General features: G+C 70.8%; 24 protein-coding genes. 15 read left to right on the forward strand and 9 right to left on the reverse strand.

Going from position 1 to position 25,262, the window contains the following annotated elements; all coding sequences use genetic code 11:
• Nucleotides 1-210 precede the first annotated feature (210 nt).
• Nucleotides 211-1,227 carry a hypothetical protein gene (locus V6U90_RS09145; RefSeq protein WP_334433289.1) on the forward strand — a complete coding sequence of 339 codons (1,017 nt, stop codon included), beginning with the start codon at nt 211-213 and terminating at the stop codon, nt 1,225-1,227.
• A gap of 55 nt (nt 1,228-1,282) precedes the next feature.
• On the opposite strand, the gene V6U90_RS09150 is transcribed toward V6U90_RS09145, so the two are convergent.
• A complete protein-coding gene (locus V6U90_RS09150; protein WP_334433291.1) occupies nt 1,283-1,453 on the reverse strand; it encodes a hypothetical protein in 171 nt (56 codons plus the stop codon).
• Nucleotides 1,450-1,986, reverse strand: a complete 537-nt coding sequence (locus V6U90_RS09155; protein ID WP_334433293.1) for a hypothetical protein — start codon at nt 1,984-1,986, stop codon at nt 1,450-1,452. The genes V6U90_RS09150 and V6U90_RS09155 overlap by 4 nt, the downstream gene beginning before the upstream one ends.
• A 151-nt stretch (nt 1,987-2,137) precedes the next feature.
• Between V6U90_RS09155 and V6U90_RS09160 the strand changes: the two genes are divergently transcribed.
• From V6U90_RS09160 to secG, 10 genes are all read left to right on the forward strand, one after another.
• The gene (locus tag V6U90_RS09160; RefSeq protein WP_334433295.1) at nt 2,138-2,992 is read left to right on the forward strand and encodes a helix-turn-helix domain-containing protein; all 855 of its coding nucleotides are present in this window, start codon (nt 2,138-2,140) and stop codon (nt 2,990-2,992) included.
• Nucleotides 2,993-3,008: 16 nt separating this feature from the next.
• The gene (locus tag V6U90_RS09165) at nt 3,009-3,212 is read left to right on the forward strand and encodes a DUF397 domain-containing protein (protein ID WP_334433505.1); all 204 of its coding nucleotides are present in this window, start codon (nt 3,009-3,011) and stop codon (nt 3,210-3,212) included.
• A 488-nt stretch (nt 3,213-3,700) separates the two neighbouring features.
• A complete protein-coding gene (locus tag V6U90_RS09170) occupies nt 3,701-4,603 on the forward strand; it encodes an SWIM zinc finger family protein (RefSeq protein WP_334433297.1) in 903 nt (300 codons plus the stop codon).
• A 179-nt stretch (nt 4,604-4,782) separates the two neighbouring features.
• The gene (rapZ, locus tag V6U90_RS09175) at nt 4,783-5,703 is read left to right on the forward strand and encodes an RNase adapter RapZ (RefSeq protein ID WP_334433299.1); all 921 of its coding nucleotides are present in this window, start codon (nt 4,783-4,785) and stop codon (nt 5,701-5,703) included.
• A complete protein-coding gene (locus V6U90_RS09180) occupies nt 5,700-6,674 on the forward strand; it encodes a gluconeogenesis factor YvcK family protein (RefSeq protein WP_334433302.1) in 975 nt (324 codons plus the stop codon). The genes rapZ and V6U90_RS09180 overlap by 4 nt, the downstream gene beginning before the upstream one ends.
• A 54-nt stretch (nt 6,675-6,728) precedes the next feature.
• Entirely contained in the window at nt 6,729-7,709 is a 981-nt protein-coding gene (gene whiA / locus V6U90_RS09185) for a DNA-binding protein WhiA (RefSeq protein ID WP_334433304.1), read from the forward strand.
• A gap of 254 nt (nt 7,710-7,963) precedes the next feature.
• Nucleotides 7,964-8,968, forward strand: a complete 1,005-nt coding sequence (gene gap / locus V6U90_RS09190) for a type I glyceraldehyde-3-phosphate dehydrogenase (protein WP_334433307.1) — start codon at nt 7,964-7,966, stop codon at nt 8,966-8,968.
• Nucleotides 8,965-10,164 (forward strand): phosphoglycerate kinase, encoded by a 1,200-nt coding sequence (locus V6U90_RS09195; RefSeq protein ID WP_334433310.1) that lies wholly within the window; start codon nt 8,965-8,967, stop codon nt 10,162-10,164. Before gap ends, V6U90_RS09195 begins: the two co-directional genes overlap by 4 nt.
• 4 nt (nt 10,165-10,168) lie before the next feature.
• On the forward strand, nt 10,169-10,960 hold the full coding sequence (gene tpiA, locus V6U90_RS09200; protein ID WP_334433313.1) for a triose-phosphate isomerase: 792 nt from the start codon (nt 10,169-10,171) through the stop codon (nt 10,958-10,960).
• A gap of 100 nt (nt 10,961-11,060) precedes the next feature.
• Entirely contained in the window at nt 11,061-11,324 is a 264-nt protein-coding gene (gene secG, locus V6U90_RS09205; protein WP_334433315.1) for a preprotein translocase subunit SecG, read from the forward strand.
• Between the two features lie 240 nt (nt 11,325-11,564).
• On the opposite strand, the gene pgl is transcribed toward secG, so the two are convergent.
• Genes pgl through tkt form a run of 6 tightly spaced genes read right to left on the reverse strand, consistent with a single transcriptional unit; the run spans nt 11,565 to nt 19,976 of the window.
• Nucleotides 11,565-12,326, reverse strand: coding sequence for a 6-phosphogluconolactonase (pgl, locus tag V6U90_RS09210; protein ID WP_334433318.1), 762 nt, complete (start codon nt 12,324-12,326; stop codon nt 11,565-11,567).
• A complete protein-coding gene (locus V6U90_RS09215; RefSeq protein WP_334433321.1) occupies nt 12,326-13,372 on the reverse strand; it encodes a glucose-6-phosphate dehydrogenase assembly protein OpcA in 1,047 nt (348 codons plus the stop codon). Before V6U90_RS09215 ends, pgl begins: the two co-directional genes overlap by 1 nt.
• The gene (zwf, locus tag V6U90_RS09220) at nt 13,369-14,883 is read right to left on the reverse strand and encodes a glucose-6-phosphate dehydrogenase (RefSeq protein WP_334433323.1); all 1,515 of its coding nucleotides are present in this window, start codon (nt 14,881-14,883) and stop codon (nt 13,369-13,371) included. The genes V6U90_RS09215 and zwf overlap by 4 nt, the downstream gene beginning before the upstream one ends.
• A gap of 31 nt (nt 14,884-14,914) precedes the next feature.
• Nucleotides 14,915-16,570: a glucose-6-phosphate isomerase gene (locus V6U90_RS09225; RefSeq protein ID WP_334433325.1), complete on the reverse strand. Its 1,656-nt coding sequence runs from the start codon at nt 16,568-16,570 to the stop codon at nt 14,915-14,917.
• Nucleotides 16,571-16,619: 49 nt separating this feature from the next.
• On the reverse strand, nt 16,620-17,822 hold the full coding sequence (gene tal, locus V6U90_RS09230; protein ID WP_334433328.1) for a transaldolase: 1,203 nt from the start codon (nt 17,820-17,822) through the stop codon (nt 16,620-16,622).
• A 15-nt stretch (nt 17,823-17,837) separates the two neighbouring features.
• Entirely contained in the window at nt 17,838-19,976 is a 2,139-nt protein-coding gene (tkt, locus tag V6U90_RS09235; protein WP_334433331.1) for a transketolase, read from the reverse strand.
• A 343-nt stretch (nt 19,977-20,319) separates the two neighbouring features.
• On the opposite strand from tkt, the gene V6U90_RS09240 reads away from it, so the two are divergent.
• Both V6U90_RS09240 and V6U90_RS09245 read left to right on the forward strand, forming a co-directional pair.
• Nucleotides 20,320-21,276 carry a heme o synthase gene (locus tag V6U90_RS09240; RefSeq protein ID WP_334433334.1) on the forward strand — a complete coding sequence of 319 codons (957 nt, stop codon included), beginning with the start codon at nt 20,320-20,322 and terminating at the stop codon, nt 21,274-21,276.
• Between the two features lie 264 nt (nt 21,277-21,540).
• Nucleotides 21,541-21,876 (forward strand): hypothetical protein, encoded by a 336-nt coding sequence (locus V6U90_RS09245; protein ID WP_334433335.1) that lies wholly within the window; start codon nt 21,541-21,543, stop codon nt 21,874-21,876.
• Between the two features lie 110 nt (nt 21,877-21,986).
• Here the strand turns inward: V6U90_RS09245 and V6U90_RS09250 are convergent, their stop codons facing one another.
• Nucleotides 21,987-22,925, reverse strand: coding sequence for a COX15/CtaA family protein (locus V6U90_RS09250; protein ID WP_334433507.1), 939 nt, complete (start codon nt 22,923-22,925; stop codon nt 21,987-21,989).
• A gap of 119 nt (nt 22,926-23,044) precedes the next feature.
• Between V6U90_RS09250 and V6U90_RS09255 the strand changes: the two genes are divergently transcribed.
• Both V6U90_RS09255 and sufB read left to right on the forward strand, forming a co-directional pair.
• A complete protein-coding gene (locus V6U90_RS09255; protein WP_334433337.1) occupies nt 23,045-23,809 on the forward strand; it encodes a helix-turn-helix transcriptional regulator in 765 nt (254 codons plus the stop codon).
• Nucleotides 23,806-25,236, forward strand: coding sequence for a Fe-S cluster assembly protein SufB (sufB, locus tag V6U90_RS09260; protein ID WP_334433339.1), 1,431 nt, complete (start codon nt 23,806-23,808; stop codon nt 25,234-25,236). Before V6U90_RS09255 ends, sufB begins: the two co-directional genes overlap by 4 nt.
• The last annotated feature ends 26 nt before the right edge of the window (nt 25,237-25,262 follow it).

The raw sequence follows: 25,262 nt of genomic DNA on the forward strand, positions 1-25,262 counted from the left end.
GCCTGGTGATTAACCAGGCCCCGGGTGGGCTCTATTGATAATCCGTATTAGCACCTTGACCGCCGATTCCGACCCGGCGCAGACTCATCGACCACAGGGCAAACCTCCTCGACCACCAGCAGTGTCACCCTCGGTGATTGCCAGTCGCCTGGCCGGCCAATCGTCGCGACTGCGCAGTCAACGGGCGTCCCCCATTGATCGGAGTCCCCCGTGCACCAGCCACCCGAACCACCGCACCCCCTGAGCCGCCGCAAACTGCTGCGCGGTGCCGCCCTGCTCGGTACCGCCGCCGCGACCGGTAGCGGCCTCGGCGCCCTCACCGGCGGCGGCCCCGCCCTCGCCGGCCCGGCCGGTTTCCCCAGCTTCCGGTACGTCCGTGACGCCTTCAACAAGCCGCTGGTCTACAACCCGACCGGCGAGACCATCTTCCCCTGCGTGCGGGGCGTCTACGACAAGATCTCCGGCGCCCGGGGCCGCTACTACCTCTACTACGCCCCGCACGACGCGCCGGGCGGGATCTGCCTGGCCTACGCCGACCGGATGGAGGGGCCGTACACCGAGTACCCCGGCAACCCGATCATCGACCGGTACCTGCCCACCACGACGGTCAGCCACGTCTCCTCGCCGCACGTCATCTGGAACGCCTCCACCAGCGAGTTCTTCCTCTACTTCCACGGCGAGAACAACTGCACCCGGGTCGCCCGCTCCCGCGACGGCATCAACTTCAGCAACGAGACGCCGATCCTGAGCACCAACCTGGTGCCCAACACCACCGAGACCTCGTACGCCCGGGTCTTCGAACACTCCGTGCCGGGCCTGGGCAACAAGTACGTGATGCTCTTCATGGGCTATCACCTCATCTCGCCCGGGCACCGCAAGATCTTCTGGGGCTGGTCGCCGAACGGCTGGGACCGGTGGAGCTTCGACCCGCAGCCGCTGATCTCCCCGTCCGGTGACGGGCTTACCGACATCAGCGCCCCGCACCTGATGCACCGCAACAACACGACCTACGTGGTCTACCACGGCAACGACGGGAAGATGCGGCTCACCGAGGTCGGCAACTCCTTCGACCGGGAGGTGCACCTCGGGGTGTTCCACAGCCCGATCGCGTCCGACAACGGCCGGGTCGCCGCGCCCACCTTCGGTACCGACGGTGGGGTGTCCTACATGGTCTACGAGGCCGGTCCCCGGCTGGACGCGCGGATCTGCGTGGCCCGCGCGATCTGAGCTGCCCGTTCGGTGCCGGCGGTCCCTGATGTCCGGGACCGCCGGCACCCTGCGTTTACCAGGGTGCTCGCTCCGGTGTCGCGTACGAGCCGCGTAGGCCACCGGTGCGGTCCCGGCAGAGGTACGAGAGGTTGGCGTGGATCCACCGCCCGTCGTTGTCGCGGAGCACCACCAGCCCGCAGTGTCGGCACGGCGACACCCGGGGGTAGGCCGGTGTGCCGGTCACCGCCCGGTCCCGTCGTCGTCCCCGTCGCCCCAGCAGAGGCCGCCGAGCCCGGCTGCGCGGTGGAAACCCGGGTGGCCGGCGACATCCATGCAGACTTCGTCGTCCGGGCCGACCCGCCCGCAGAAGACCGGTTCGATGTGGTTCCAGGCGTCGGCGCGGGAGATGAGCGCCGCGCTCGCGGCCAACTCGGGGCGCAGGATGGTCAGTCCCTCGGCGTAGGTGACCGCCTGGTCGCGGGCGTCGCGCAGGTCGTTCGCCGGGTAGGTCAGGTGCAGCGTCCAGCGGCGGCGCGGGTCGAAGGCGGCGGCGGGCGGCAGTAGCGGCCGGGTCCGCCGCTCCCGCTCGGTCGCATACCGGTTGGCCACGGCATTGACGTACGCCGTGACGGCGACCGGGTCGGCCAGGGCGTGCGCGATGGCGGCCCGGACCCGTTCGGAGAGGTCAGCGGAATCGAGGACGGCGGACAGCTCGGCCCGGGACGCGTTGGTCCGTCCCGGCCCCCGTCCCCAACGCGACGATCGATTATCGGTCACTGGCACACCTCTCGCTCGGTGAGGGGGTGGTCACTGAGAGCTTGGCCCACCTCGCAAAGAAATGCAACGTCGTGATTCGGTGTATCGGGTTGTTGTTTCACCGTGGCTCTGTGGTAGGAAGTTAGTCACTCATCGTGAGAAAGGACTGATGGTGGCCCAGGTACCGAGCCCGACGATCAGAGCGCGTCGTCTCCGCCGCGAGTTGCGTCGACTGCGGGAACGCACCGGGCGTACCTCCGAGGAGGTGGCGAAGCTCCTCGGCTGGCATCGGACCAAGGTCATCCGTTTCGAACTGGGGCACTCCCGGGTGATGACCAAGGACATCGAAGCGCTACTCGACATCTACGAGGTGTCCGATGAGGAGCGCGAGATGCTGACCGCGCTGCACCGGCAGGCGAGGCAGAAGGGCTGGTGGAGCGCCTACGGCGATGTCCTGCCGGACGACTACGTCGGCTTCGAGGCGGAAGCCGCCGCCATCAGCACCTTCGAAAGCCTCTACGTGCCCGGCCTTTTGCAAACCGAGGAGTACGTCCGCGCCATCGTCCGAGCCGGCCGCAGCACCGCCGACCAGGACGAGATCGACAGGCGGATCGCGGCACGATTGGGGCGCAAGGTGCTGCTGTCCCGGGACGTGCCGCCGGCCCTCTGGATCGTGCTGGACGAGGCGGCGGTCCGTCGGGTGGTCGGCGGCCCGAAGGTGATGCGCGCCCAGTTGGCCCGGCTGATCGAGGCGTGCGACCTGCCGACTGTCGAGCTTCAGATCCTGCCCTTCTCGGCGGGTGCCCACGCCGCGATGGGCGGGCCGTTCACCCTGCTCGACTATGCCGATCCCGCGCTCGATCCCGCGGTGGCATATCTCAGCAACGAGATGAGCACGCTTCTGCTGGAGGAGGAGCCGCAGGTGACCCGATATAGACTCATGTTCGACCACCTCCGGGCCAAGGCGCTCGACCCTGACCGGTCTGCTGACTTCCTGTCACGGGTCGCCGCTGAGATCCCGGACTGACCTGGGAGTGCTGCCCATGATGTCTTCGGATCTGGTAGGCGCGGTGTGGCGAAAGAGCCGTCGAAGCGGTGCCAGTGATTCCAACTGTGTCGAGGTGGCGGAGTTGGCGGACGTGATGGCGGTGCGGGACTCCAAGGACCCAGCGGGACCGGCTCTGATCTTTGACCGGGCCGCCTGGTCGTCGTTTGTCACCGGTTTGCGGGCTGCTCTGCCCGACTGACCAACGTTCGACCATTGGGGACAGCCGCCCCCGGACCGCTACGCCTCCCGGCTGACCCGCAGTCCGTACCGTCGCGCGACTCGCCAGCCGGGCACCACCTGCACCCAGCCATGCCCGGGGACGCCCTCAATCCACTCCGTTTTCAGGAAATCGGGCCATCGGAGCGGGGCTGACACCCCGATTACCAGGAAACCGAGTGGATCACAGGGACGGACGAGGCCGATCCGGGCGGAGACAGGGGCCGGTGCCATCCCGACCGGACAGCCCGCCTCGCGTGCTGGCACAGACGGTGCAGCTCGACAGGCGGTGAACTCGACAGGCGGCGAATCGGACTCCTGCTGCGAAGAGCTGCTGCGACTGTCGACCAGCAGGCCACACCAGAGCCGTACCCACGGCCTGCCCACCCCACCACACCGATCGCCGCTTCGCGAAACCTGTAGGGGCGCCCCCGATGCCGGCGGCATCACCCGTGCCGGTTCAATGACCGGATGGCGGTGAGGATCGACATTGACGCTCTGCGGAGCGAGGCCGGCCCGGCGGCGTGCGAGGTAGCGGACAAGCTACTCGCCTCGGGGCAACCCGAGACCATCGTCGAGGTCGACGGGGGCGCCTCGTGCATCATCCGGGAGGGCAGCAGGCCGGCGTACGAGGTGTGGGTGGGGATCACTGCGGACGGGTTCACCGCCGAGTGTGACTGCCCGTCCACGGAGGAGTTGTGCGGTCACGCGGTCGCGCTGACCGAGGCCGCGCTGGAGGACGGTTTCGCCTGGTCCTCGGCAGCCACCCCGGAGTCGGCCGTGGAGACCGATCCCCGGGTCGCCGAGCTGGCCGAGGTGGCGGGCACACTGCCCGCCCGGCGGTTGGCGCTGCTGCTCGCCGAGCACGCGGCCACCGACGCGGTGCTGGAGGCCAGGCTGCTGGCGTACGCCGGAAAGCTCGGACCGCTGACCGACACCGCGCTGGCCGACGCCCGCCGGACCATCGACAACCTCGCCCACGAGGCGACCGAAGGGCGCTACTGGGACCTGCGCGACATCGAAGAGGCCGGACGGGCGATCGTCGAGACGGTGCAGGTGCTCGCCCAGCGACCGCCGACCGGGGAAATGCTGCTGCTGGTCGAGCATGCCGCCCGGGTCTGGGACCGCCTCGTCCCGCCGATGTTCGACGCGTGGGAGACCTACGAGGAGGAGCCGGGCGAGATCGGCGGTGCGCTGCGTGACCTGCATGTGCAGCTCTGCGTGGAGGTCGAGCCCGACCCGGACGAGCTGGCCGAACGGCTCGCCGAGATCATCCGCGCTGCCGAAGCCGAATCCTGCCTCGACGAGCCGCACGACTACCTGGCCGTGCTCGGTCGCCAGCGGGTCAGGGGGTTGCAGCAGCTTCGCCGCTGACCAGCACTCCCGCATGAAATCGAGTGACCGAAGTCGGGGCGGCTGCTCACGGGCCAGCGGGCGCGTCGCCGGGAGCAGCCGGATGCCGGTCGGGCGGCGGGATAGAGTCGCAGATCGACCAGGCGTCGGCCGGGGAGGGGTGCCGGCGCCACGGCGGGGGAAGAATGGGTGAGGTACCGATGAGCCACGACTCGGGTCCGGAGATCACAACGTCGACACCGACACCGACACCCGCCCCGGCGGACACCACGCTGGTCGTGGTCACCGGGCTCTCCGGGGGCGGGCGCAGCACGGTCGCCCGGGCCCTGGAGAACGTCGGCTTCTACGTGGTCGACAACCTCCCCCAGGCGCTGATGATCGAGATGGCCGAGCTGGCCTTCGCCGCCGGTGGCGCCGCCCGGCGTACCGCGATGGTGCTCGACGTCCGGTCCCGGGCCTTCTCCACCGACCTGGCCGGGGCGATCCGGGCGCTCAAGGAACGCGGCTTCCAGCCCCGGGTGGTCTTCGTCGACGCCGACGACGACGTGCTGATCCGCCGGTTCGAGAGCGTCCGGCGCTCCCACCCGTTGCAGGGTGACGGCCGGCTCGCCGACGGTATCGCCGTCGAGCGGGGCCTGCTGGAGGAGGCCCGCGACCAGGCCGACGTGATCATCGACACCAGCCACCTCAACGTCAACCAGCTCCGTCGCCGCATCGAGGAGCTCTTCGGCGGGGAGGACGCCCGCCAGCTCCGGGTCACCGTGCTCTCCTTCGGCTTCAAGTACGGCCTGCCGCCCGACGCCGACTTCGTGCTCGACGCCCGGTTCCTGCCCAATCCGTACTGGGTGCCCGAGCTGCGCGAGCACACCGGCCGGGACGAGGCGGTGAGCACGTACGTACTCGGGCAGGACGGTGCGGAGACGTTCGTCGAGACGTACGCGCAGTTGATCAACGAGACCACGCCGGGCTTCGAACGGGAGGGCAAGCGGTACCTGACCGTCGCCGTCGGGTGCACCGGCGGCAAGCACCGCAGTGTCGCCATCGCCGAGGAGTTGGCGTCCCGGCTGCGGCGGTCCCGGTTGGCGGCCAACGCACAGCATCGCGACCTGGGGCGCGAATGAGCGTGACCAGGGTGGTCGCGTTCGGCGGCGGACACGGGCTGGCAACGTCCCTGCGGGCACTGCGGCACTGCGCGCCCGAACTGGACCTGGACATCACCGCTGTGGTGACCGTCGGGGACGACGGTGGATCCAGCGGGCGGCTGCGCGCCGAGCGGGGCGGCCTGCCCCCCGGTGACCTGCGGCAGGCCCTGGTAGCGCTCGCTGGTGACCATCCGGCGACCCGGCGTAGCGCCGGACTCTTCCAGCACCGGTTCGCCCAGGCGTCCGACGCGGCAGCCGGCGACGGGCTGGCTGGCCACGCGGTCGGCAACCTGGTGCTCTGCGGCCTGATGGAGCTGCTCGGCGATCCGGTCGCCGCTCTCGACCACGCCGGTGCGATGCTCGGCACGGTGGGCCGGGTACTGCCGATGTCCTGCCAGCCGGTCGGCATCGAGGCCCAGGTCCGGGGCGTCGACCCGGACCGGCCGGCCGAGATCCGTACCGTCCGGGGGCAGCACCAGGTGGCGGTGACCACCGGCCGGGTGGAGGGGCTGCGGCTGAACCCGGTCGCCCCGGAACCCTGCCCGCAGGCCGTGGCGGCGGTCCACGCCGCCGACTGGCTGATCTTCGGTCCCGGTAGCTGGTACACGAGTGTCCTGCCGCACCTGCTGGTCCCCGGGCTCGCTGCGGCGATCGTGGCCAGCCCGGCCCGGCGACTGGTCACGCTGAACCTCGCCGTCGAGAAGGAGACCCTCGGACTCTCCCTCGCCGATCACCTTGCCGCGCTGCGCTGGTACCTGCCCGAGCTGAAGGTGGACCTCGTCGTCGCCGACGGTGGGGCGGTCGGCGATCCGGCACCGGTCGCGCGTACGGCAGAATCGCTGGGTGCCCGACTCGTGCTCGCCCCGATCGCCGTCCCGGACGGTACCCCCCGTCATGATCCGGTGGCGTTGGGCGCCGCGCTGGTGCCTGTCCTGGGCGCCGATCGTTAAGCACGTACGTAATCACCGGCAGCACGCCGGAACCCGGTCCGTAAGGGGACGCACATGGCGATGACGGCTGCGGTCAAGGACGAGCTGAGTCGGGTCGACGTGCCCAAGCCCTGCTGCCGCCGGGCGGAGATGGCCGCACTGCTGCGCTTCGCCGGCGGGCTGCACATCGTCTCCGGGCGGGTGGTCGTGGAGGCCGAGCTCGACACCGGTTCGGTGGCCCGGCGGCTCCGGCGGGAGATCGCCGACGTCTACGGCTACCCGAGCGAGATCCACGTACTCGCCTCCGGTGGGCTGCGCAAGGGCAGCCACTACATCGTGCGGGTGGTCAAGGACGGTGAGGCGCTGGCCCGGCAGACCGGTCTGCTCGACGTGCGTGGTCGACCGGTACGCGGCCTGCCGCCGCACGTGGTCCAGGCGAACGTCTGCTGTGCGGTCTCCGCCTGGCGCGGGGCGTTCATGGCACACGGCTCGCTGACCGAGCCGGGCCGATCCTCCGCGCTGGAGATCACCTGCCCCGGCCCGGAGTCGGCGTTGGCGCTGGTCGGGGCCGCCCGCCGGATCGGCATCATCGCCAAGAACCGCGAGGTACGCGGCGTGGACCGGGTGGTGGTCAAGGACGGCGACGCGATCGCCGCGCTGCTCACCCGGATCGGCGCGCACTCCAGTGTGCTTTCCTGGGAGGAGCGCCGGGTACGCCGCGAGGTGCGGGCCACCGCGAACCGGCTGGCCAACTTCGACGACGCCAACCTGCGCCGCTCGGCGCGGGCGGCGGTGGCCGCCGCCGCCCGGGTGACCCGGGCCCTGGAGATCCTCGCCGACGACGCGCCCAGCCACCTCACCTCGGCCGGGCAGTTGCGGCTGGAGCACCGCCAGGCGTCCCTGGAGGAGCTGGGTGCGCTGGCCGACCCGCCGTTGACCAAGGACGCCATCGCCGGACGGATCCGCCGGCTGCTCGCCCTGGCCGACAAACGCGCCCGTGACCTCGGCATCCCGGATACCGAAGCAGCCGTCACGCCCGACATGCTCGTGGTCTGATAGGACGAAAGGCGTACCGGCGGGAGCGGGTTAACGCCCCGGCGCTGCGTGGTGTGACCCGCTCGGATAAGGTCGCACCGTACGGCGACGGGGCCGGCAACCGGTTCTCCGCGCCGCACCAACCGCCTCGGCGGTCAGGTCCTGCGACCGCGGCGGGGTGGCCGAGATGACCTATCAAAGGCCGGCTCCCAGGGCCGGCACACACCGCCGGCCACACGCTGATGCCGGCGGACCAGAGCGAGGAGATGGGACCTGTGACCATCCGGGTTGGCATCAACGGCTTCGGCCGCATCGGCCGTAACTTCTTCCGGGCGGTGCTGGCGTCCGGCGCCGACGTCGAGATCGTCGGCGTCAACGACCTGACCGACAACGCGACGTTGGCGCACCTGCTCAAGTACGACAGCATCCTCGGTCGGCTCCCGCACGAGGTCAAGGCCACCGCCGACGAGATCACCGTGGGTGGCAAGACCCTCAAGGCGTCCGCCGAGCGTGACCCGGCCAAGCTGCCCTGGGGCGACCTCGGCGCCGACGTGGTCATCGAGTCCACCGGCTTCTTCACCGACGCCACCAAGGCCAAGGCGCACATCGACGGTGGGGCCAAGAAGGTCATCATCTCGGCGCCGGCCAAGAACGAGGACGTCACGGTCGTCATGGGCGTCAACCACGACCAGTACGACCCGGCGAAGCACACCATCATCTCGAACGCGTCCTGCACCACGAACTGCCTCGCCCCGATGGCGAAGGTTCTCCAGGACACCTTCGGCATCGAGCACGGTCTGATGACCACCATCCACGCGTACACCCAGGACCAGAACCTCCAGGACGGTCCGCACTCCGACCTCCGCCGGGCCCGGGCCGCCGCGCTGAACATCGTGCCGACCTCCACCGGTGCCGCCAAGGCCATTGGCCTGGTGCTGCCGGAGCTGAAGGGCAAGCTCGACGGGTACGCGCTGCGGGTGCCGATCCCGACCGGCTCGGCCACCGACCTGACCGTGAACCTGGGTCGGGCCACCTCGATCGAGGAGCTCAACGCCGCGATGAAGGCCGCCGCCGAGGGGCCGCTGAAGGGCATCCTGGTCTACACCGAGGACCCGATCGTGTCGGCGGACATCGTCACCGACCCGGCGTCCTGCATCTTCGACGCCGGTCTGACCAAGGTGGTCGGTAACCAGGCCAAGGTGGTCGGCTGGTACGACAACGAGTGGGGCTACTCGAACCGCCTGGTCGACCTGGTCAAGCTGGTGGGTCAGTCGCTGTGAGTGTCCGGGCCCTCGATGACCTGCTCGCCGAGGGGGTTTCAGGTCGGCGCGTCCTGGTGCGCGCCGACCTGAACGTGCCACTCGACAAGCAGTCCGGCTCGATCGCCGATGACGGCCGGATCCGCGCGGTGCTGCCGACACTGACCGCGCTGCGCGACGCGGGTGCCCGGGTGGTGGTCTGCTCCCACCTGGGCCGCCCCAAGGGTTCGCCCGACCCGCAGTACAGTCTCGCTCCGGTCGCCGCCCGGCTGGGTGAGCTGCTCGGCGCCGACGTGCGCTTCGCCACCGACACCGTCGGCGAGTCGGCCGGCGCGGCGGTGGACGCGCTCGGTGACGGCGACGTCGCCCTGCTGGAGAACCTGCGGTTCAACGCGGGGGAGACCAGCAAGGACGCCGCCGAGCGGGGTGCCTTCGCCGATCAGCTCGCCGCGCTCGCCGAGGCGTACGTCGACGACGCGTTCGGCGCGGTGCACCGCAAGCACGCGAGCGTGTACGACGTACCGGCGCGACTGCCGCACGTCGCCGGCCGGCTGGTGCTGCGCGAGGTCGAGGTGCTGTCGAAGCTGACCGGCGAGCCGGAGCGGCCGTACGTGGTGGTGCTCGGCGGCTCCAAGGTCTCCGACAAGCTCGCCGTGATCGAGGCGCTGCTGCCGAAGGTCGACAAGCTGCTCATCGGTGGCGGGATGTGCTTCACCTTCCTCAAGGCCCAGGGCCACGAGGTGGGTACCTCGCTGCTGGAGAAGGAGATGATCGCCACCTGCCGGGACCTGCTGGACCGGGCCGAGGGTCGGATCATGCTCCCGGTCGACGTGGTGGCCGCCGCCGCGTTCGCCCCGGACGCCGGGCACGACACGGTGGCCGCCGACGCGATCCCGGCCAACCGGCTCGGGCTGGACATCGGTCCGCGCAGCGTGGCCGCGTTCGCCGAGGTGATCGGCAGCGCCCGGACCCTGTTCTGGAACGGCCCGATGGGCGTGTTCGAGATGCCGGCGTTCGCCGCCGGGACCCGGGGTGTCGCCGAGGCGATCACCAAGGTGGACGGGTTCACGGTGGTCGGCGGCGGTGACTCCGCCGCAGCGGTCCGCGCCCTGGGCCTGGACGAGTCGTCGTTCGGGCACATCTCGACCGGTGGGGGCGCCTCGCTGGAATACCTGGAGGGCAAGACCCTCCCCGGCATCGCCGCTCTGGAGAACTGACCTGATGGCTACCCCCGTACGCCGGCCGCTGATGGCCGGCAACTGGAAGATGAACCTGAACCACTTCGAGGCCAACCTGCTGGTGCAGAAGCTGGCGGCGAGCCTCAACGAGAAGCAGCTCACCGACGTGGAGACGGTGGTCCTGCCGCCCTTCACCGACCTGCGTACCGTGCAGACCGCGGTGGACGGCGACAAGCTGCTGATCGGCTACGGCGCGCAGGACCTGTCGCCGTACGCCTCGGGCGCCTACACCGGGGACATCTCCGGTGCGATGCTGGCGAAGCTCGGCTGCACCTACGTGGTGGTCGGGCACTCGGAGCGGCGTGCCTACCACCACGAGGACGACACGGTGGTCAACGCGAAGGTGACCGCCGCGCTCGCCCACGGTCTGACCCCGATCCTCTGCGTGGGGGAGGGGCTGGACATCCGCGAGCAGGAGCGGCATGTGGGGCACTGCGCGGACCAGCTCGCCGCCGCCCTGCGTGGGCTCAGCGCCGAGCAGGTGGAGAAGGTCGTTGTTGCGTACGAGCCGGTCTGGGCGATCGGTACCGGGAAGACGGCCACCCCGGAGGACGCCCAGGAGGTCTGCGGCGCGGTGCGGCAGCGGCTCGCGGAGAGCTTCGGTGCGGAGACCGCCGAGAAGGTGCGGATCCTCTACGGCGGCTCGGTGAAGTCGTCCAACATTGCCGGAATCATGGCGAAGCCGGACGTGGACGGTGCGCTGATCGGCGGGGCGAGCCTGGACGCCGAAGAATTCGCGCAGATCTGCCGGTTCCCGGAGCACATCAGCCGCTGACTGCTCGCTATCCTTGCATGGCCCGCCCGCCCACCGGTCGGTGTCGCCGCGTCCGGCCCCCCGCCGGACCGGGATCGCAACGAGAGGACTGACCCCAACCATGCCGATCTGGTTCGCATACACGTTGATCGTGTTGCTGATCATTACCAGCGTCCTGCTCACCCTGCTGATCCTGCTGCACCGCGGGAAGGGCGGCGGGATGTCGAGCATGTTCGGTGGCGGGGTCAGCTCCAGCCTCGCCGGTTCCTCGGTGGCCGAGAAGAACCTCGACCGGTACACGGTCCTGGTGGGTCTTGTCTGGTTCGCCTGTATTATCGGGCTGGGGCTCTGGCTCAAGCTGGCGGTCAACTCCGGCACGGTCTGAGCACCCACCTCCGTCTCAACGGCCGAGCGCCGGCCCGCCCCTGTCGGGGTGGGTCGGCGCTCGATCTTTTCACCGTCGGGCCACCCCGCCAGCCTGCGTCGATCATGGAGTTGTGGTGCCCTACAAAAGGGGCGATCTAGGTAAAACTCCCCACCATAACTCCATGATCGACGGGGCGGGGCGGGGTGGGCTCCCGGGGGCGCGCGGTCGAGGGTCCCGGGGGCGCGGGCCCCCGGGGGGTTAGCGGGGGAGGCGCGGGGGCACCTCGGCCGCCGCCGCCCGGTCCAGCAGCCAGAGGGTTCGCCGCACACCGTGTACCCCGGCCGCCGGCAACGGTGCCGGAGCCGTCCCGGCCAGCGCCATGCCGACCGCCCGGGACTTGTCCGCCCCGCTGGCCACCAGCCAGACCTCCTCGGCCGTGCTGATCGCCGGCAGGGTCAACGTCAGCCGGGTCGGTGGCGGCTTCGGGCTGTCCCGGACCGTGCTCACCGGACCGGTTCCGCCGCTCAGCGGGTGCCCGGGGAAGACCGAGGCGACGTGCCCGTCCTCACCGACCCCGAGCATCAGCACGTCGAAGTGGGGCACCAGCGCACCCGGCCCGGCCGCTGCGGCCAGGTCGGCCGCGTACCCGGCTGCCGCCGCCTCGGGATCGTCGCCGGCCGGACCGTCCGACGGTGGCATCGGGTGCACCCGGGCCGGGTCGAGCGGCAGAGCGTCGAGCAGTGCCGCCCGGGCCTGCGTCTCGTTGCGGTCCGGATGCCCGGCCGGCAGGAACCGCTCGTCGCCCCACCACACGTCCACCCGGGACCAGTCGACCGCGTCCCGGGCCGGCAGCGCGCCGACGGCCCGGTACACCGCTGCGGCGATCCGTCCGCCGGTCAGCACGACCGACGCCTCACCCCGGTCGGCCTGCGCGTCGAGGAGCTTGACGACCAGCCGTACGGCGACCGCCTGGGCGAGCAGATCGGGGTCCGCGTGGACGGCGACACTCGCCTCACTCATCACTGCTGTTCTTCCCTGTCCTGCCGGTACGGGTCACGCCTGGCTCGTCTCGGGTGGGCGCTGATGCCCGCCTCGGCCCGGCTGGCGGTCGCCGGGTCCTTCCACACGTGCACCCGCTGCGCGGGCCGGGACTGCAGGCCGGTCAGCCCGGTCGCCGCCCCCAGCGCCTCGGCGTACACCTGGTCGGCGTCGAGCCGGCGCAGTTCCTCGGCCAGTTCGTCACCGAGTGGACGGCGGACCAGCGGCAGGTTCCGGGTGGCCTGGCCGGGCCGACGGAACGCCGCCATGCTGTCCTCCCGGACGATTTCGAACTGGTCACCGTTGGCGCACCGCAGCTCGACCGACCGCATCCGGGGGAACTCGTCGGTGTGCTCCCACTCGGGCTGGACACCGAGCCGGGCGGCCAGCCACCCGGACATCAGCGCAGCCGTCGGGTCGGTACGGGGTGCGACCACCTTCGTCCCGGTCACCTGTGCCTCGGTGGTGTCGAACGCGCCCGCGACCAGGGTCCGCCACGGGGTGATCCGGCTCCACGCCAGGTCGGTGTCGCCGGGGGCGTAGTCCCGGGCCCGCTGGCGTAGCGCCTCGATCGGATCCTTGGCCTGCGCGGCGTCGGTGATCCGGCGGTCGGCCACCACGCCGAGGAAGTCGTTGGCGATCTCCGCCGGTGGCTCCTCGTGCCACCAGGTCACCACCGGCACGTCCGGGACCAGCAGCGGCATCACCACCGACTCGGCGTGCAGGGCCAGCCGGCCGTACATCCGGGTCACCACCGCCTCGCACGGACCGAGCCGGCCACCGACGACGATCTCCGCATCGAGCCGGTTGCGGTCCTGGTCCACGTCCGAGCGGACCACGACCAGCAGCCGGCACGGGTGGGCTGCGGCGGCGATGGTGGCCGCCGCCTCCGCCTCCCGGACCCGCTTCTCGTCCACCACGACGATCAGTGTCAGGGCCATCCCGCTGGCCACCCCGCCCGCGCTGCGTCGTTCCGCGGCGAGCGCCTTGACCACCTCGTTGCCGGTGGTGTCCCAGAGCCCGATCATGCTCTCCTCCAGGCCCGACCCTCGCGGGCGAGCATCTCGTCGGCGGCCCGGGGGCCCCACTCACCGGCCCGGTACGGTTCCGGCTTGATGTCCGCCCACGCCTGCTCCAGCGGATCCACCACCTGCCAGCTCTGCTCCACCTCGGCCGCGTCCGGGAAGAGGGTCCGGTCGCCGATCAGCACGTCGAGCACGAGCCGCTCGTACGCCTCCGGGCTGGACTCGGTGAACGCCTCGCCGTACTGGAAGTCCATCGCGATGTCCCGGACCTCCATCGTCGTCCCGGGCACCTTGGAGCCGAACTTGAGCACCACACCCTCGTCCGGCTGGACGCGGATGACGAGCTGGTTGTTGCCCAGCATCTCCATGTCGGCCGGGTTGAACGGCAGGTGGGGTGCCTTCTTGAACATGATGGCCACCTCGGTGACCCGGCGGGGCAGCCGCTTGCCGGCCCGGATGTAGAACGGCACCTCCGCCCAGCGGCGGTTCTGGATGCCCAGCCGTACCGCGACGTACGTCTCGGTGGTCGAGTCGGCCGGTACGCCCTCCTCCTCCAGGTAACCGACGGCCCGCTGCCCGGCCACCCAGCCGGGCAGGTACTGGCCACGGACGGTGCCCTGGGTGACGTCGGCAGGCAGGGTGATCGCCCTGAGCACCTTCAGCTTCTCGGTGCGGATCTCGTCCGCGTCGAAGCTGGTCGGCTCCTCCATGGCCACCAGGGCGAGCAGTTGCAGCAGGTGGTTCTGGAGCACGTCACGGGCCGCGCCGGCCGAGTCGTAGAAGCCGGCCCGGCTGCCGATCCCGACGTCCTCGGCCATGGTGATCTGCACCGAGTCGACGTACTTGGAGTTCCACAGCGGCTCGAAGAGGCTGTTGGCGAAGCGCAGGGCGAGGATGTTCTGGACCGTCTCCTTGCCCAGGTAGTGGTCGATCCGGAAGACGTCCTGCCGGGTGAAGACGTCGTCGACCAGGTCGTTGAGCGCCTTGGCCGAGGGCAGGTCGTGGCCGAACGGCTTCTCCACCACCACCCGCCGCCAGCCGCCGCACTTCTCGTTGTCGGCCATGCCGGTCCGGGCGAGCTGCTTGAGCACCACGGGGAAGGCGGCCGGGGGGATGGAGAAGTAGAACGCCGCGTTGCCGGCGATGCCGTGGCTCTCCCGCAGGTCGTTCAGGGTTGCCGCGAGATGGTCGAAGGCCGCGTCGTCGTCGAACGACCCGCCGACGAACTTGATGTTGCCGGCCAGCCGGGCCCAGACCTCCTCCCGCCACGGGGTCCGGGCGTGTTTGCGGGCCGCCTCGTGGGCCAGCGACTCGAAGTCACCGTCCCCCCAGTCCCGCCGGGCGAAGCCGAGCACCACGAAGCCCGGGGGGAGCAGGCCACGGTTGGCCAGGTCGTAGACCGCCGGCAGCAGCTTCTTGCGGGCCAGGTCGCCGGTCACCCCGAAGATCACCAGAGCACAGGGCTCCGGGATCCGGGGCAGTCGACGGTCCTGCTGATCACGCAGTGGGTTCACGCCACCTCCTCGCTCCACTGACCTTGCAGGCTCATTGTCGTGCCCCCAGTCCGCGTACCGCGTCGCGCAGCTGGGCCAGACCGGTGGCCCGCTCGGTCAGGTGCAGGCGCAGCAGCGGCCGGCCCCGGCCGGTCAGCGCCTCCCGGTCGCCGGCGGCCTGCGCCGCCTGGAGCTGACCGAAGGTGTACGGCCGACCGGGTACCGCCAGATCCTCCGTGGGGGTGCTGGTGATCTGCAGGAAGGACCCGACCTGCGGTCCGCCCTTGTGGTACTGGCCGGTGGAGTGCAGGAACCGCGGTCCCCAGCCGAAGGTCACCGGCCGGCCGGTGACGGTGGCGAGCAGCGGCCGAAGGTCGGCCGCACCGGCGTCGGCGGACCGGTCCAGGTAGGCCAGCACGGCGAGGTAACCGTCGTCGCCCAGCCCGTCGCAGAGCCAGCGCAGCGCCCCGGCCAGGTCGCCGGGGGCGCCCGCCGGGGCGTACGCCTCGATGGCGCCCTCGGTGAACGACGGGGTTCCCGTCGGCGCGCCGGAGGCGAGGATGCGGCTGGTGTTCTGCTTGGACTCGGTGACGTTCGGCTGGTCGAACGGGTCGACGCCGAGGACCGCCCCGGCGAGCGCGGTGGCGTACTCCCAGGCCAGGAAGTGCGCGCCGAGCGGCCCGTTGACCGCGAGGTCGGGGGTGATCCCGCCACCCGGTACGGCACCGACGGGCAGCGCCCCACCGTAGGTCACGGTGAGCACGTCCGCCCCGGTGGCACCCGGGCTCTGCGGCGACTCGACGACCACCGGCAGGATGCCCACCCCGGACTTGCCGGTGGACTCCGCGAGCAACTGCTCGGCCCAGTCGCCGAGCCCTTCGATGCCGGTCCCGTCGGAAACCAGGGCGACCTTGTCCCGGCCACTGGTGGCGGCGGCGCCGAGCGCCGCGCCGAGGGCCAGCGCGGGATTGTCCCGCTCCCCGCCGAGGGAGTCGGCGAGCATGTCCGCCTGGTCGAGCAGCTCGGCCACCTCGACCCCGGCCAGTGCCGCCGGCACCAGTCCGAACGCGGTGAGCGCCGAGTACCGGCCCCCCACCTCGGGGTCGGCGAGGATGAAGAAGGCGCCCATCTCGGTGGCGGTCGCCTCCAGCGGGGAGCCCGGGTCGGTGACGACGACGAAGTGCCGGCCGGCCTCGGCCTCGCTCAGCCCGGCGTCCAGGAACGCCTGCCAGTAGGCCCGGCGGTGGCTGTCGGTCTCCACCGTCGAACCGGACTTGCTGGACACCACCACGACGGTCCGGTCCAGCCGGTCGCCGAGCGTCGCGCGGACCTGCCCCGGATCGGTGGTGTCCAGCACGGTCAACGGGCGGCCCAGGGTCCGGCAGATCACCTCGGGGGCCAGCGACGAGCCGCCCATTCCGGCGAGCACCACGTGGTCCAGGTCGCCCAGTTCGGCCTTCAGCTCGGCGAGCTGTGGCAGCAGTTCCCGGCTGCGCCGGTGGGTGTCCAGCCAGCCGAGCCGGATCCGGGCCTCGTCCTCGGCGTCCGGTCCCCAGATGGTCGGGTCCTTGCCGGCCAGCCGCCCGGGCAGGCCGGCGGCGGTCACGGCGGCCCGGGCCGAGGCCGGCGCGGTGGCGTCCACCGTGTCGGCGCCGTGCACGGTGAGGCCGGCGGCGCACTCCGCCGGCCCGTCGAACAGGTCACTCACGCCCGGTCTCCGCCCACCGGTCCGGTCAGCGGACGCCCGGCGGCCCGGGTCACGCGTTGCCCCCGGCCTGGGCGGCGGCCTCGGCGCTGCCCTTCGCGGCCTTGTTGGGCGAGCCGGTGCCGTGCGCGGCGGCCGCCAGGGACCGGCGTACCCCGTCGAGCAGCTCCAACCAGCTCGCCTCGAACTTCTCCACGCCCTCCCGTTCCAGGACGGCGATGACGTCGGTGAAGTCGATGCCGGCCCGCTCCAGGCCGGCGAAGACCTCGCGGGCGTCGTCGTACGCGCCGGTGACGGTGTCACCGGGCGTCTCGCCGTGGTCGGCGAAGGCGTGGATCACCGACTCCGGCATGGTGTTGACCGTGCCCGGGGCGATCAGTTCCTCGACGTAGATGACGTCCCGGTAGTCCGGGTTCTTGGTCGAGGTCGACGCCCAGAGCGGGCGCTGCGGGTGGGCACCGGCGTCGGCGAGGGCCTGCCACCGGTCACTGGAGAAGACCTCGGCGTAGCGCTCGTACGCCAGCCGGGCGTTGGCCACCGCCGCGCGACCCTTCAGCGCGAGCGCGCCCTCCTTGCCTGCGGTGTCGGAAGCCGTACCGGCCATCCGGTCCAATCTCTTGTCGACCTCGGTGTCGACCCGGGAGACGAAGAACGAGGCGACCGAGCCGATCTTCGTCAGATCGTGTCCGTTCTGCTTGGCCAGCTCCAGACCGGCCAGGAACGCCTCCATCACCGCCGAGTACCGGTCCAGGCCGAAGATCAGCGTGACGTTCACGCTGATCCCCTCGGCCAGGGTGCGGGTGATCGCCGGCAGTCCCGCCTCGGTCGCCGGGATCTTGATGAACAGGTTCGGCCGGTCCACCAGCCACCACAGCGCCTTCGCCTCGGCGACGGTCCGGTCGGTGTCGTGCGCCAGGCGCGGGTCCACCTCGATGGAGACCCGCCCGTCCACGCCCCCGCTGGCGTCGTACGCCGGGCGCATCACGTCGCAGGCCCACCGCACGTCGTAGGTGGTGAGCATGCGGACCGCCTCTTCGACGTCCACCCCCCGGGCGGCCAGGTCCCGTAGCTGCCAGTTGTACTCGTCGGCAGCGCTGAGCGCCTTGGCGAAGATGGTCGGGTTGGTGGTCACCCCGACCACGTGCTTTTCCCGGCGGAGCTGGTCCAGCCCGCCGGAGCTGAGCCGTACCCGGGAAAGGTCGTCGAGCCAGATCGCCACGCCGGTGGCGGTGAGTTCACTCAGTCGGTCCGTCATGCCCACACGCTCCCCTCAGTTGCCGGTCGTGAAACCGGTGATGTCGCCGATCCGGGTCAGCGCCGCGTGCGCGGCGGCCACGATCCGGTCGGGGGTGAAGCCGAACTGCTCGAACAGCACGCTGTGCGGCGCGCTCGCCCCGTAGTGCTCCAGGCTGACGTTCTCGCCACAGTCGCCGACGAGGTCGTGCCAGGACATCGCGATGCCCGCCTCGACGCTGACCCGGGCCTTTACCCCGCGTGGCAGTACTGACTCCCGGTACGCCTCGTCCTGTGCCCGGAACCACTCCTGGCAGGGCATCGAGACGACCCGGGTGGGCGTGCCCCCGGCCTCCAGCCGCTCCCGGGCGGTCAGGCAGAGCTGCACCTCCGACCCGGTACCGATCAGGATCACCTGCGGCTTGGCGGTGGACGCCTCGGCGAGGATGTAGCCGCCCCGGGCGGTGCCCTCGGCGCCGGCCAGTTCGCTGCGGTCGAGCACCGGCAGGTTCTGGCGGCTCAGTGCCAGCGCGGTCGGCCGGTCGGTGTGCTCCAGGGCCTTGCGCCACGCCCACGCGGTCTCGTTGGCGTCGGCCGGCCGGACCACGTCCAGGCCGGGGATGGCGCGCAGCGCGGAGAGGTGCTCCACCGGCTGGTGGGTCGGGCCGTCCTCGCCCAGGCCGATCGAGTCGTGCGTCCAGACGTAGACCACCGGCAGCTTCATCAGCGCGGCCAGCCGGACCGAGGGGCGCATGTAGTCGCTGAACACCAGGAAGGTGCCGCCGTAGGGACGGGTGCCGCCGTGCAGCGCGATGCCGTTGAGGATCGCGCCCATGGCGTGTTCACGGATGCCGAAGTGCAGCGTGCGGCCGTACTCGTGGCCGGGGAACTCCTTGGTGGCGTGGCCGCTGGGGACGAAGGACGGCTCGCCCTTCATCGTGGTGTTGTTGCTCTCGGCGAGGTCCGCCGAGCCGCCCCACAGCTCCGGCAGGACCGGGGCGAGGGCTTCCAGGACCTTGCCGGAGGCGGCCCGGGTGGCGATCCCCTTGGCGTCCGCCGGCCACTGCGGCAGCGCGTCGGTCCAGCCGGCCGGCAGGGTACGCGTCGACAACCGGTCGTGCAGCGCCTTGCGCTCCGGGTTGGCCGCGGCCCAGGCGTCGTACACCTGCTGCCACTGCCCGTGTGCCTCGCGGCCCCGGTTGAGTACCTTGCGGGCGTGGGCGAGGACCTTCTCGTCCACTGCGAAGGTCTGCGCCGGGTCGAAGCCGAGCAGTTCCTTGGTGGCGGCCACCTCGGCGGCACCCAGCGCCGAACCGTGGATCTTGCCGGTGTTCTTCTTGTTCGGGGCGGGCCAGCCGATGATGGTGCGCAGCGCGATGAACGACGGCCGGCCGGTCTCCGCCCGGGCCGCCACCAGCGCCTGGTGCAGCTTATCGACGTCCTCGTGGTAGTCGCCCTGGTCGGCGTCGCCCCGCCGCCAGTCCACGGTCTGCACGTGCCAGCCGTAGGCGGCGTACCGGGCGGCAACGTCCTCGCTCTTGGCGATCCGGGTGTCGTCCTCGATCGAGATCTCGTTGTCGTCGTAGATCACGGTGAGGTTGCCGAGCAGCTGGTGGCCGGCGAGGGCGCTGGCCTCGTGGCTGATGCCCTCCTCGATGTCGCCGTCGGAGACGATGCACCAGACCTGGTGGTCGAAGACGGAGGCGCCGGGGGCGGCGTCCGGATCGAACAGGCCGCGCTCCCGCCGGGCCGCCATCGCCATGCCGACCGCGTTGCCGAGGCCCTGGCCGAGCGGGCCGGTGGTGGTCTCCACGCCCGGGGTGTGGCCGTGCTCCGGGTGGCCCGGGGTGAGCGAGCCCCACTGCCGCAGTGCCTTGAGGTCCTCCAGGTTCAGCGGGTAGCCGGAGAGGAAGAGCTGGATGTAGAGAGTGAGGCTGGAGTGCCCGGCGGAAAGGACGAACCGGTCCCGGCCCGGCCAGTGCGGGTCGGTGGGGTCGTGCCGCATGACCCGGTTGAAGAGCAGGTACGCCGCGGGCGCGAGGCTCATCGCGGTGCCGGGGTGGCCGTTGCCGGATTTCTCCACGGCATCCATGGCCAGCACGCGGACGGTGTCGACGGCGCGGCGGTCGAGGTCGGACCAGGTGAGTCGGTCTTGCTCCGGTCGGTTGGCAGCCACGTTTGTTGTGCTCCTAGCAGCAGGTGGGCAGAGCCCTCACTGATGACCCTAACGAGGGGTCCTAAACGTGACCCTATCGAGCGGTCCTCAACGTCTGTCCCGGGATCTCGTTCTACGGTGAGCTGGGCGTCCGTGCCGGTTCGGGCCGGGCTGTCCGCGCTGTCCGGTCCGGTCGGGGGTCCCGTCCGGTCGGCGGACTGTGACCGCCCGCACCGTTGACGGGTCGCCCGGGCAGCGCAAACGGTGGCGCGTAGGCTGTCGGTCGGTGTGTGGACCCGGACCCGGGTCGGTCGCCGCCGCCAGAATCTCCGCGCCGACGCGCCGACGCCGGAAGGTGCAATCCGTGAGCATGATCACCGAGCGCCCCGTCACCACCCCCGCCGGGCAGCCGTCCGTGCGGGATGCGGCCGGCGGCAGCCGGGCCCGACGGGACGTCCGGGCGGTCGTGTCGGCCTACGTCGCCCTCACCAAGCCCCGGATCGTCGAGCTGCTGCTGGTCACCACGGTGCCGGCGATGATGCTGGCCGACGGGGGTGTGCCGGCGCTGTGGCTGGTGGCCGTGGTGCTGGTGGGTGGTTCCCTCGCTGCCGGCGCGGCGAGCGTGCTCAACTGCTACATCGACCGGGACATCGACCAGTTGATGCGCCGTACCAAGCGGCGGCCGTTGCCGGCGCACACCGTGACGCCCCGCAGCGCCCTGGTCTTCGGGCTGGTGCTGGCCGTGGTGTCGGTGGCCCTGATGGCCGCGTTCACCAACTGGCTGGCGGCCGGCATGACGCTGGCCGCGATCGCCTACTACGACCTGGTCTACACGCTGTGGCTGAAGCGGACCACGGCGGCGAACACCTTCTGGGGCGGGGTCTGCGGGGCGGCCCCGGTGCTGATCGGCTGGGCCGCGGTGACCGGTTCGCTGGCCCCGGCGGTGTGGGCGCTCTTCGCGGTGGTCTTCTTCTGGCAGATGCCGCACTTCTACGCGTTGGCCATCAAGTACAAGGCCGACTACGCGCGGGCCGGTATTCCGATGCTGCCGGTGGTCGCCTCGACCCGGCGGGTGAACGCCGAGATCCTGGCCTTCTCGTGGCTGACCGTGCTGTCGTCGTTGCTGGTGTGGCCGTTCGGGATGAGCCTGATCTACGGGGTGACCGCGCTGTTGGTCGGCGGCATCTTCCTGGTCGAGGCGCACAAGCTGTGCGGGCGGGCCCGCCGGGGTGAGCCGGTCAAGCCGATGCGGCTGTTCCACTGGTCCACCACCTACCTGACGCTGCTCTTCGCGGCGGTCGCGGTGGACGCGCTGATCTGATCAGCGGCGTCCGGGCGGATCCGATCCTCGCCTGGTTTGTCCTGTTCTGGGCGCTATGCGGCTGTCAGGCAGTTTTATCGCCATTCGCGATGCAGTGACCTGGTCACCCTGCGTAGCGGCAAATGTCCCGACGGAAAATCACGATAAAGTGGTATAAAACCGGGCAAAACGCCACGGCTCCTGGCCAAACCTGCAGGTAATTGGCATCACAAATTGTCGATAGTCGGCCCGCGTGGCGGCGTTGGTTTGCTTAGGCTGCGCGGTATGGCAGATGGTTCCGATACGACGCTGACGGCTGAACAGACCGTTCCGACCCAGGCTCTCAACGGCCTGGTCTCCGGCATCAAGTCGTTTGCCGCCGGCCACGGCGGCGCGAAGGCGGTCATTGAGTACGTCGGCAAGCGGGGCGCGCGGATCGTTCTCGTGGGGGAGGACGGCGCGTGGGCTGACCAGTTCGCGGACGGCACGGACATCGCACGACTGGCCTGCGCCAAAGCGGGAGTTGCCGTGGAGAACACCTGGGAACGCGAACTGATGGACCAGATGCGTCCGAGCAACGACCTGTGGCGGTCGATGGCCCGGCGCACCATGGCCCGTTGATAGTCCTTGTCCGCTAACTGACCCGATAACGGAAGCGACCCGGGGGAGACCCCGGGTCGCTTCGTCGTGTCGGGAGGGAGTCGTACCCGCGGGAGTCGTACCCGGCGGGATCAGCCGACCGCGACCGGGCGGTCGGCCTCGGCCGGTGCCGGTGCCGGCACCGCCTCCGGCTCCCGTTCCCGGGTGGCCCAGAGCACGGCCAGGGTGGCCAGCCAGACCAGGCACGACCCCACCATGTGCGCGCCGACCAGGATCGCGGGCAGGTGGGTGAAGTACTGCACGAAACCGATGAGGCCCTGGCCCAGCTCGACGCCGAGCAGCAGCAGTGCGGCCCGGGCGGCTGTGGTGGCGCCGACCGCGCGGAACGCGTACCACAGGGCCACCGACAGACCGATGAGCAGGAAGACGCCGTCCGCGTGCACCTGTGCGATGGTCTCCGGGTCCAGCCCGTTGCGGGCCGCGCCCTGATCGCCGGCGTGTGGCCCGCTACCGGTCACCCAGGTCCCGATCACCAGTACGGCGGCGCTGACCACGGTGGTCAGCCAGGTCAGGGTGCGCAGCGGGGCGGGGACCGTCGGCACGGCCGGCCCGTCCGGCTCACCGCTGCGCCGCCAGAGCGCGTACGCGGGCACCAGGACCGCCGTGGAGGCGAGGAAGTGCAGCCCCACCACCCACGGGTTCAGGTCGGTCAGCACGGTGAACCCGCCGATCACCGCCTGCGCGGGGATGCCCAGGAAGACCGCCACCGCCATCGGCAGCAGTTGCCGGCGCCGGGGGTGCAGCAGCACGGCGGTCAGGGCGGCCAGCGCGATCAGGCCCACCGCGAAGGTGAGCAACCGGTTGCCGAACTCGATCACCCCGTGGATGCCCATCTCGGCCGTGGTGGTGTACGACTCGTCGGTACACCGGGGCCAGGTCGGGCAGCCCAGGCCGGAGGCGGTCAGTCGGACCGCCCCGCCGGTGCCGACGATGGCGACGTTGGCGACGATGGAGGCCAGCGCCAGTCGGCGCACGACGGCGGTGGGGACCGGGAACCGGTCGAAACGCATCACGCGCTAATCCTACGTAGCGTAGTGGTCAGCCGGCGGGCGGCCCGACCGGCCCCGTGGCCCGGATCACCAGTGCCGCGGGTTTGCCACCGGTCACCCAATTACGTAACGTTGGCGTTGTGAAAAACATGGCGGCGCTCTCCGAGCAGCAGCTGGCGACCGGTCCGGTCGCCGGGGCCGCCACGCCCGGCGCCACCGGTGACCTGCGCACCCGGGACCGGGTCCGGCAGCTCCTGCTGGAGCGGGGCGCGGTCACCGCAGCGCAGCTCGGTGCGGCACTCGGGCTCAGCCCGGCGGGCATCCGCCGGCACCTGGACGCCATGCTCGCCGACGGCGACGTGGTGGCCCGCGAGCAGTCCGTGCGGGGCAACCGCCGGCGCGGCCGGCCGGCCAAGGTCTTCCTGCTGACCGATGACGCCCGGGGGCGCTGCGGCACCCACCACTACGACAACATGGCCACCGCCGCGTTGCGCTGGATCGCCCGCGAGGGCGGTCCCGGCGCGGTCGACGCGTTCGCGGCCGAGCAGGTGGCCGCCCTGGAGACCCGCTGCCGTGCCGCCCTCGAAGGCGCCGGCGACGACCCGCTGGCCCGGGCGGAGGCGCTCGCGGGGGCGCTCACCGCCGAGGGTTACGCTGCGAACGCGACCACGATCGCCTCCGGTGGCCAGCTCTGCCAGCACCACTGCCCGGTGGCGCACGTGGCAGCCGAGTTTCCCCAGCTGTGCGAGGCCGAGACCGCAGTGATCTCCCGCCTGATCGGCACCCACGTGCAGCGCCTGGCCACCATCGCGCACGGCGACGGGGTGTGCACCACGCACATCCCCGGGCAGCCGGGGCGTGTCCAGTCCGGTAGAACCGTCACCACTGTGAGGACAGACAGATGACCGAGCAGATCGTCCAGCCCCTGACCCAGGATGAGCAGCACGCCGCCCTGGGCCGCTACGAGTACGGCTGGGCCGACCCGGACATCGCCGGGTCGGTCGCCCAGCGTGGCCTCAACGAGGCGGTGGTACGGGACATCTCGGCCAAGAAGAGCGAGCCGGAGTGGATGCTCGACCTGCGGCTGAAGGGTCTGCGGCTGTTCGGCCGCAAGCCGATGCCGGCCTGGGGCGCCGACCTCACCGGGATCGACTTCGACAACATCAAGTACTTCGTCCGGTCCACCGAGAAGCAGGCCACCAGCTGGGAGGACCTGCCCGAGGACATCAAGAACACCTACGACAAGCTGGGCATCCCGGAGGCCGAGAAGCAGCGGCTGATCGCCGGTGTCGCCGCGCAGTACGAGTCCGAGGTGGTCTACCACAAGATCCGTGAGGACCTGGAGGAACAGGGTGTCCTCTTCCTCGACACCGACACCGCGCTGCGTGAGCACGAGGACGTCTTCAAGGAGTACTTCGGCACGGTGATCCCGGTCGGCGACAACAAGTTCGCCGCGCTGAACACCTCCGTCTGGTCCGGCGGCTCGTTCATCTACGTGCCCAAGGGCGTGCAGGTGGAGATCCCGCTCCAGGCGTACTTCCGGATCAACACCGAGAACATGGGCCAGTTCGAGCGGACGCTGATCATCGTCGACGAGGGTGCCTACGTGCACTACGTCGAGGGCTGCACCGCGCCGATCTACTCCTCCGACTCGCTGCACAGCGCGGTCGTCGAGATCATCGTCAAGAAGAACGCACGCTGCCGGTACACGACCATCCAGAACTGGTCGAACAACGTCTACAACCTGGTCACCAAGCGCGCCGTCTGCCACGAGGGCGCGACCATGGAGTGGATCGACGGCAACATCGGTTCCAAGGTCACCATGAAGTACCCGGCGGTCTACATGACCGGCGAGCACGCCAAGGGCGAGGTGCTCTCGGTGGCCATGGCCGGTGAGGGGCAGCACCAGGACGCGGGCGCCAAGATGGTGCACGCCGCCCCGCACACCTCCAGCACGATCGTCTCCAAGTCGATCGCCCGGGGCGGTGGCCGTACCTCGTACCGGGGTCTGGTCCAGGTGCTGGAGGGTTCGCACCACAGCCGCAGCACGGTCAAGTGCGACGCGCTGCTGGTCGACGCCATCTCCCGGTCGGACACCTACCCGTACGTCGACATCCGCGAGGACGACGTGTCGATGGGGCACGAGGCGACCGTCTCCAAGGTCAGCGACGACCAGCTCTTCTACCTGATGAGTCGAGGTCTCAGCGAGGACGAGGCGATGGCGATGATCGTGCGTGGCTTCATCGAGCCGATCGCCAAGGAGCTGCCGATGGAGTACGCGCTCGAACTCAACCGCCTGATCGAGCTCCAGATGGAGGGCGCGGTCGGCTGACGCCGGCCGCCCCGTTGCCGCCCACC

The organism is Micromonospora sp. CPCC 206060 (assembly GCF_036906895.1).
GTDB lineage: Bacteria > Actinomycetota > Actinomycetes > Mycobacteriales > Micromonosporaceae > Micromonospora.

Excerpts from the sequence above, each read along its gene's own strand:
- tal (WP_334433328.1), bottom strand. The coding sequence starts at position 17,822 with ATGACGGACCGACTGAGTGAACTCACCGCCACCGGCGTGGCGATCTGG.
- rapZ (WP_334433299.1), top strand. The coding sequence starts at position 4,783 with ATGAGCCACGACTCGGGTCCGGAGATCACAACGTCGACACCGACACCG.
- V6U90_RS09165 (WP_334433505.1), top strand. The coding sequence starts at position 3,009 with ATGATGTCTTCGGATCTGGTAGGCGCGGTGTGGCGAAAGAGCCGTCGA.
- tpiA (WP_334433313.1), top strand. The coding sequence starts at position 10,169 with ATGGCTACCCCCGTACGCCGGCCGCTGATGGCCGGCAACTGGAAGATG.
- pgl (WP_334433318.1), bottom strand. The coding sequence starts at position 12,326 with ATGAGTGAGGCGAGTGTCGCCGTCCACGCGGACCCCGATCTGCTCGCC.
- V6U90_RS09180 (WP_334433302.1), top strand. The coding sequence starts at position 5,700 with ATGAGCGTGACCAGGGTGGTCGCGTTCGGCGGCGGACACGGGCTGGCA.
- secG (WP_334433315.1), top strand. The coding sequence starts at position 11,061 with ATGCCGATCTGGTTCGCATACACGTTGATCGTGTTGCTGATCATTACC.
- V6U90_RS09170 (WP_334433297.1), top strand. The coding sequence starts at position 3,701 with ATGGCGGTGAGGATCGACATTGACGCTCTGCGGAGCGAGGCCGGCCCG.
- V6U90_RS09245 (WP_334433335.1), top strand. The coding sequence starts at position 21,541 with ATGGCAGATGGTTCCGATACGACGCTGACGGCTGAACAGACCGTTCCG.
- V6U90_RS09215 (WP_334433321.1), bottom strand. The coding sequence starts at position 13,372 with ATGATCGGGCTCTGGGACACCACCGGCAACGAGGTGGTCAAGGCGCTC.
- whiA (WP_334433304.1), top strand. The coding sequence starts at position 6,729 with ATGGCGATGACGGCTGCGGTCAAGGACGAGCTGAGTCGGGTCGACGTG.
- sufB (WP_334433339.1), top strand. The coding sequence starts at position 23,806 with ATGACCGAGCAGATCGTCCAGCCCCTGACCCAGGATGAGCAGCACGCC.
- V6U90_RS09250 (WP_334433507.1), bottom strand. The coding sequence starts at position 22,925 with ATGCGTTTCGACCGGTTCCCGGTCCCCACCGCCGTCGTGCGCCGACTG.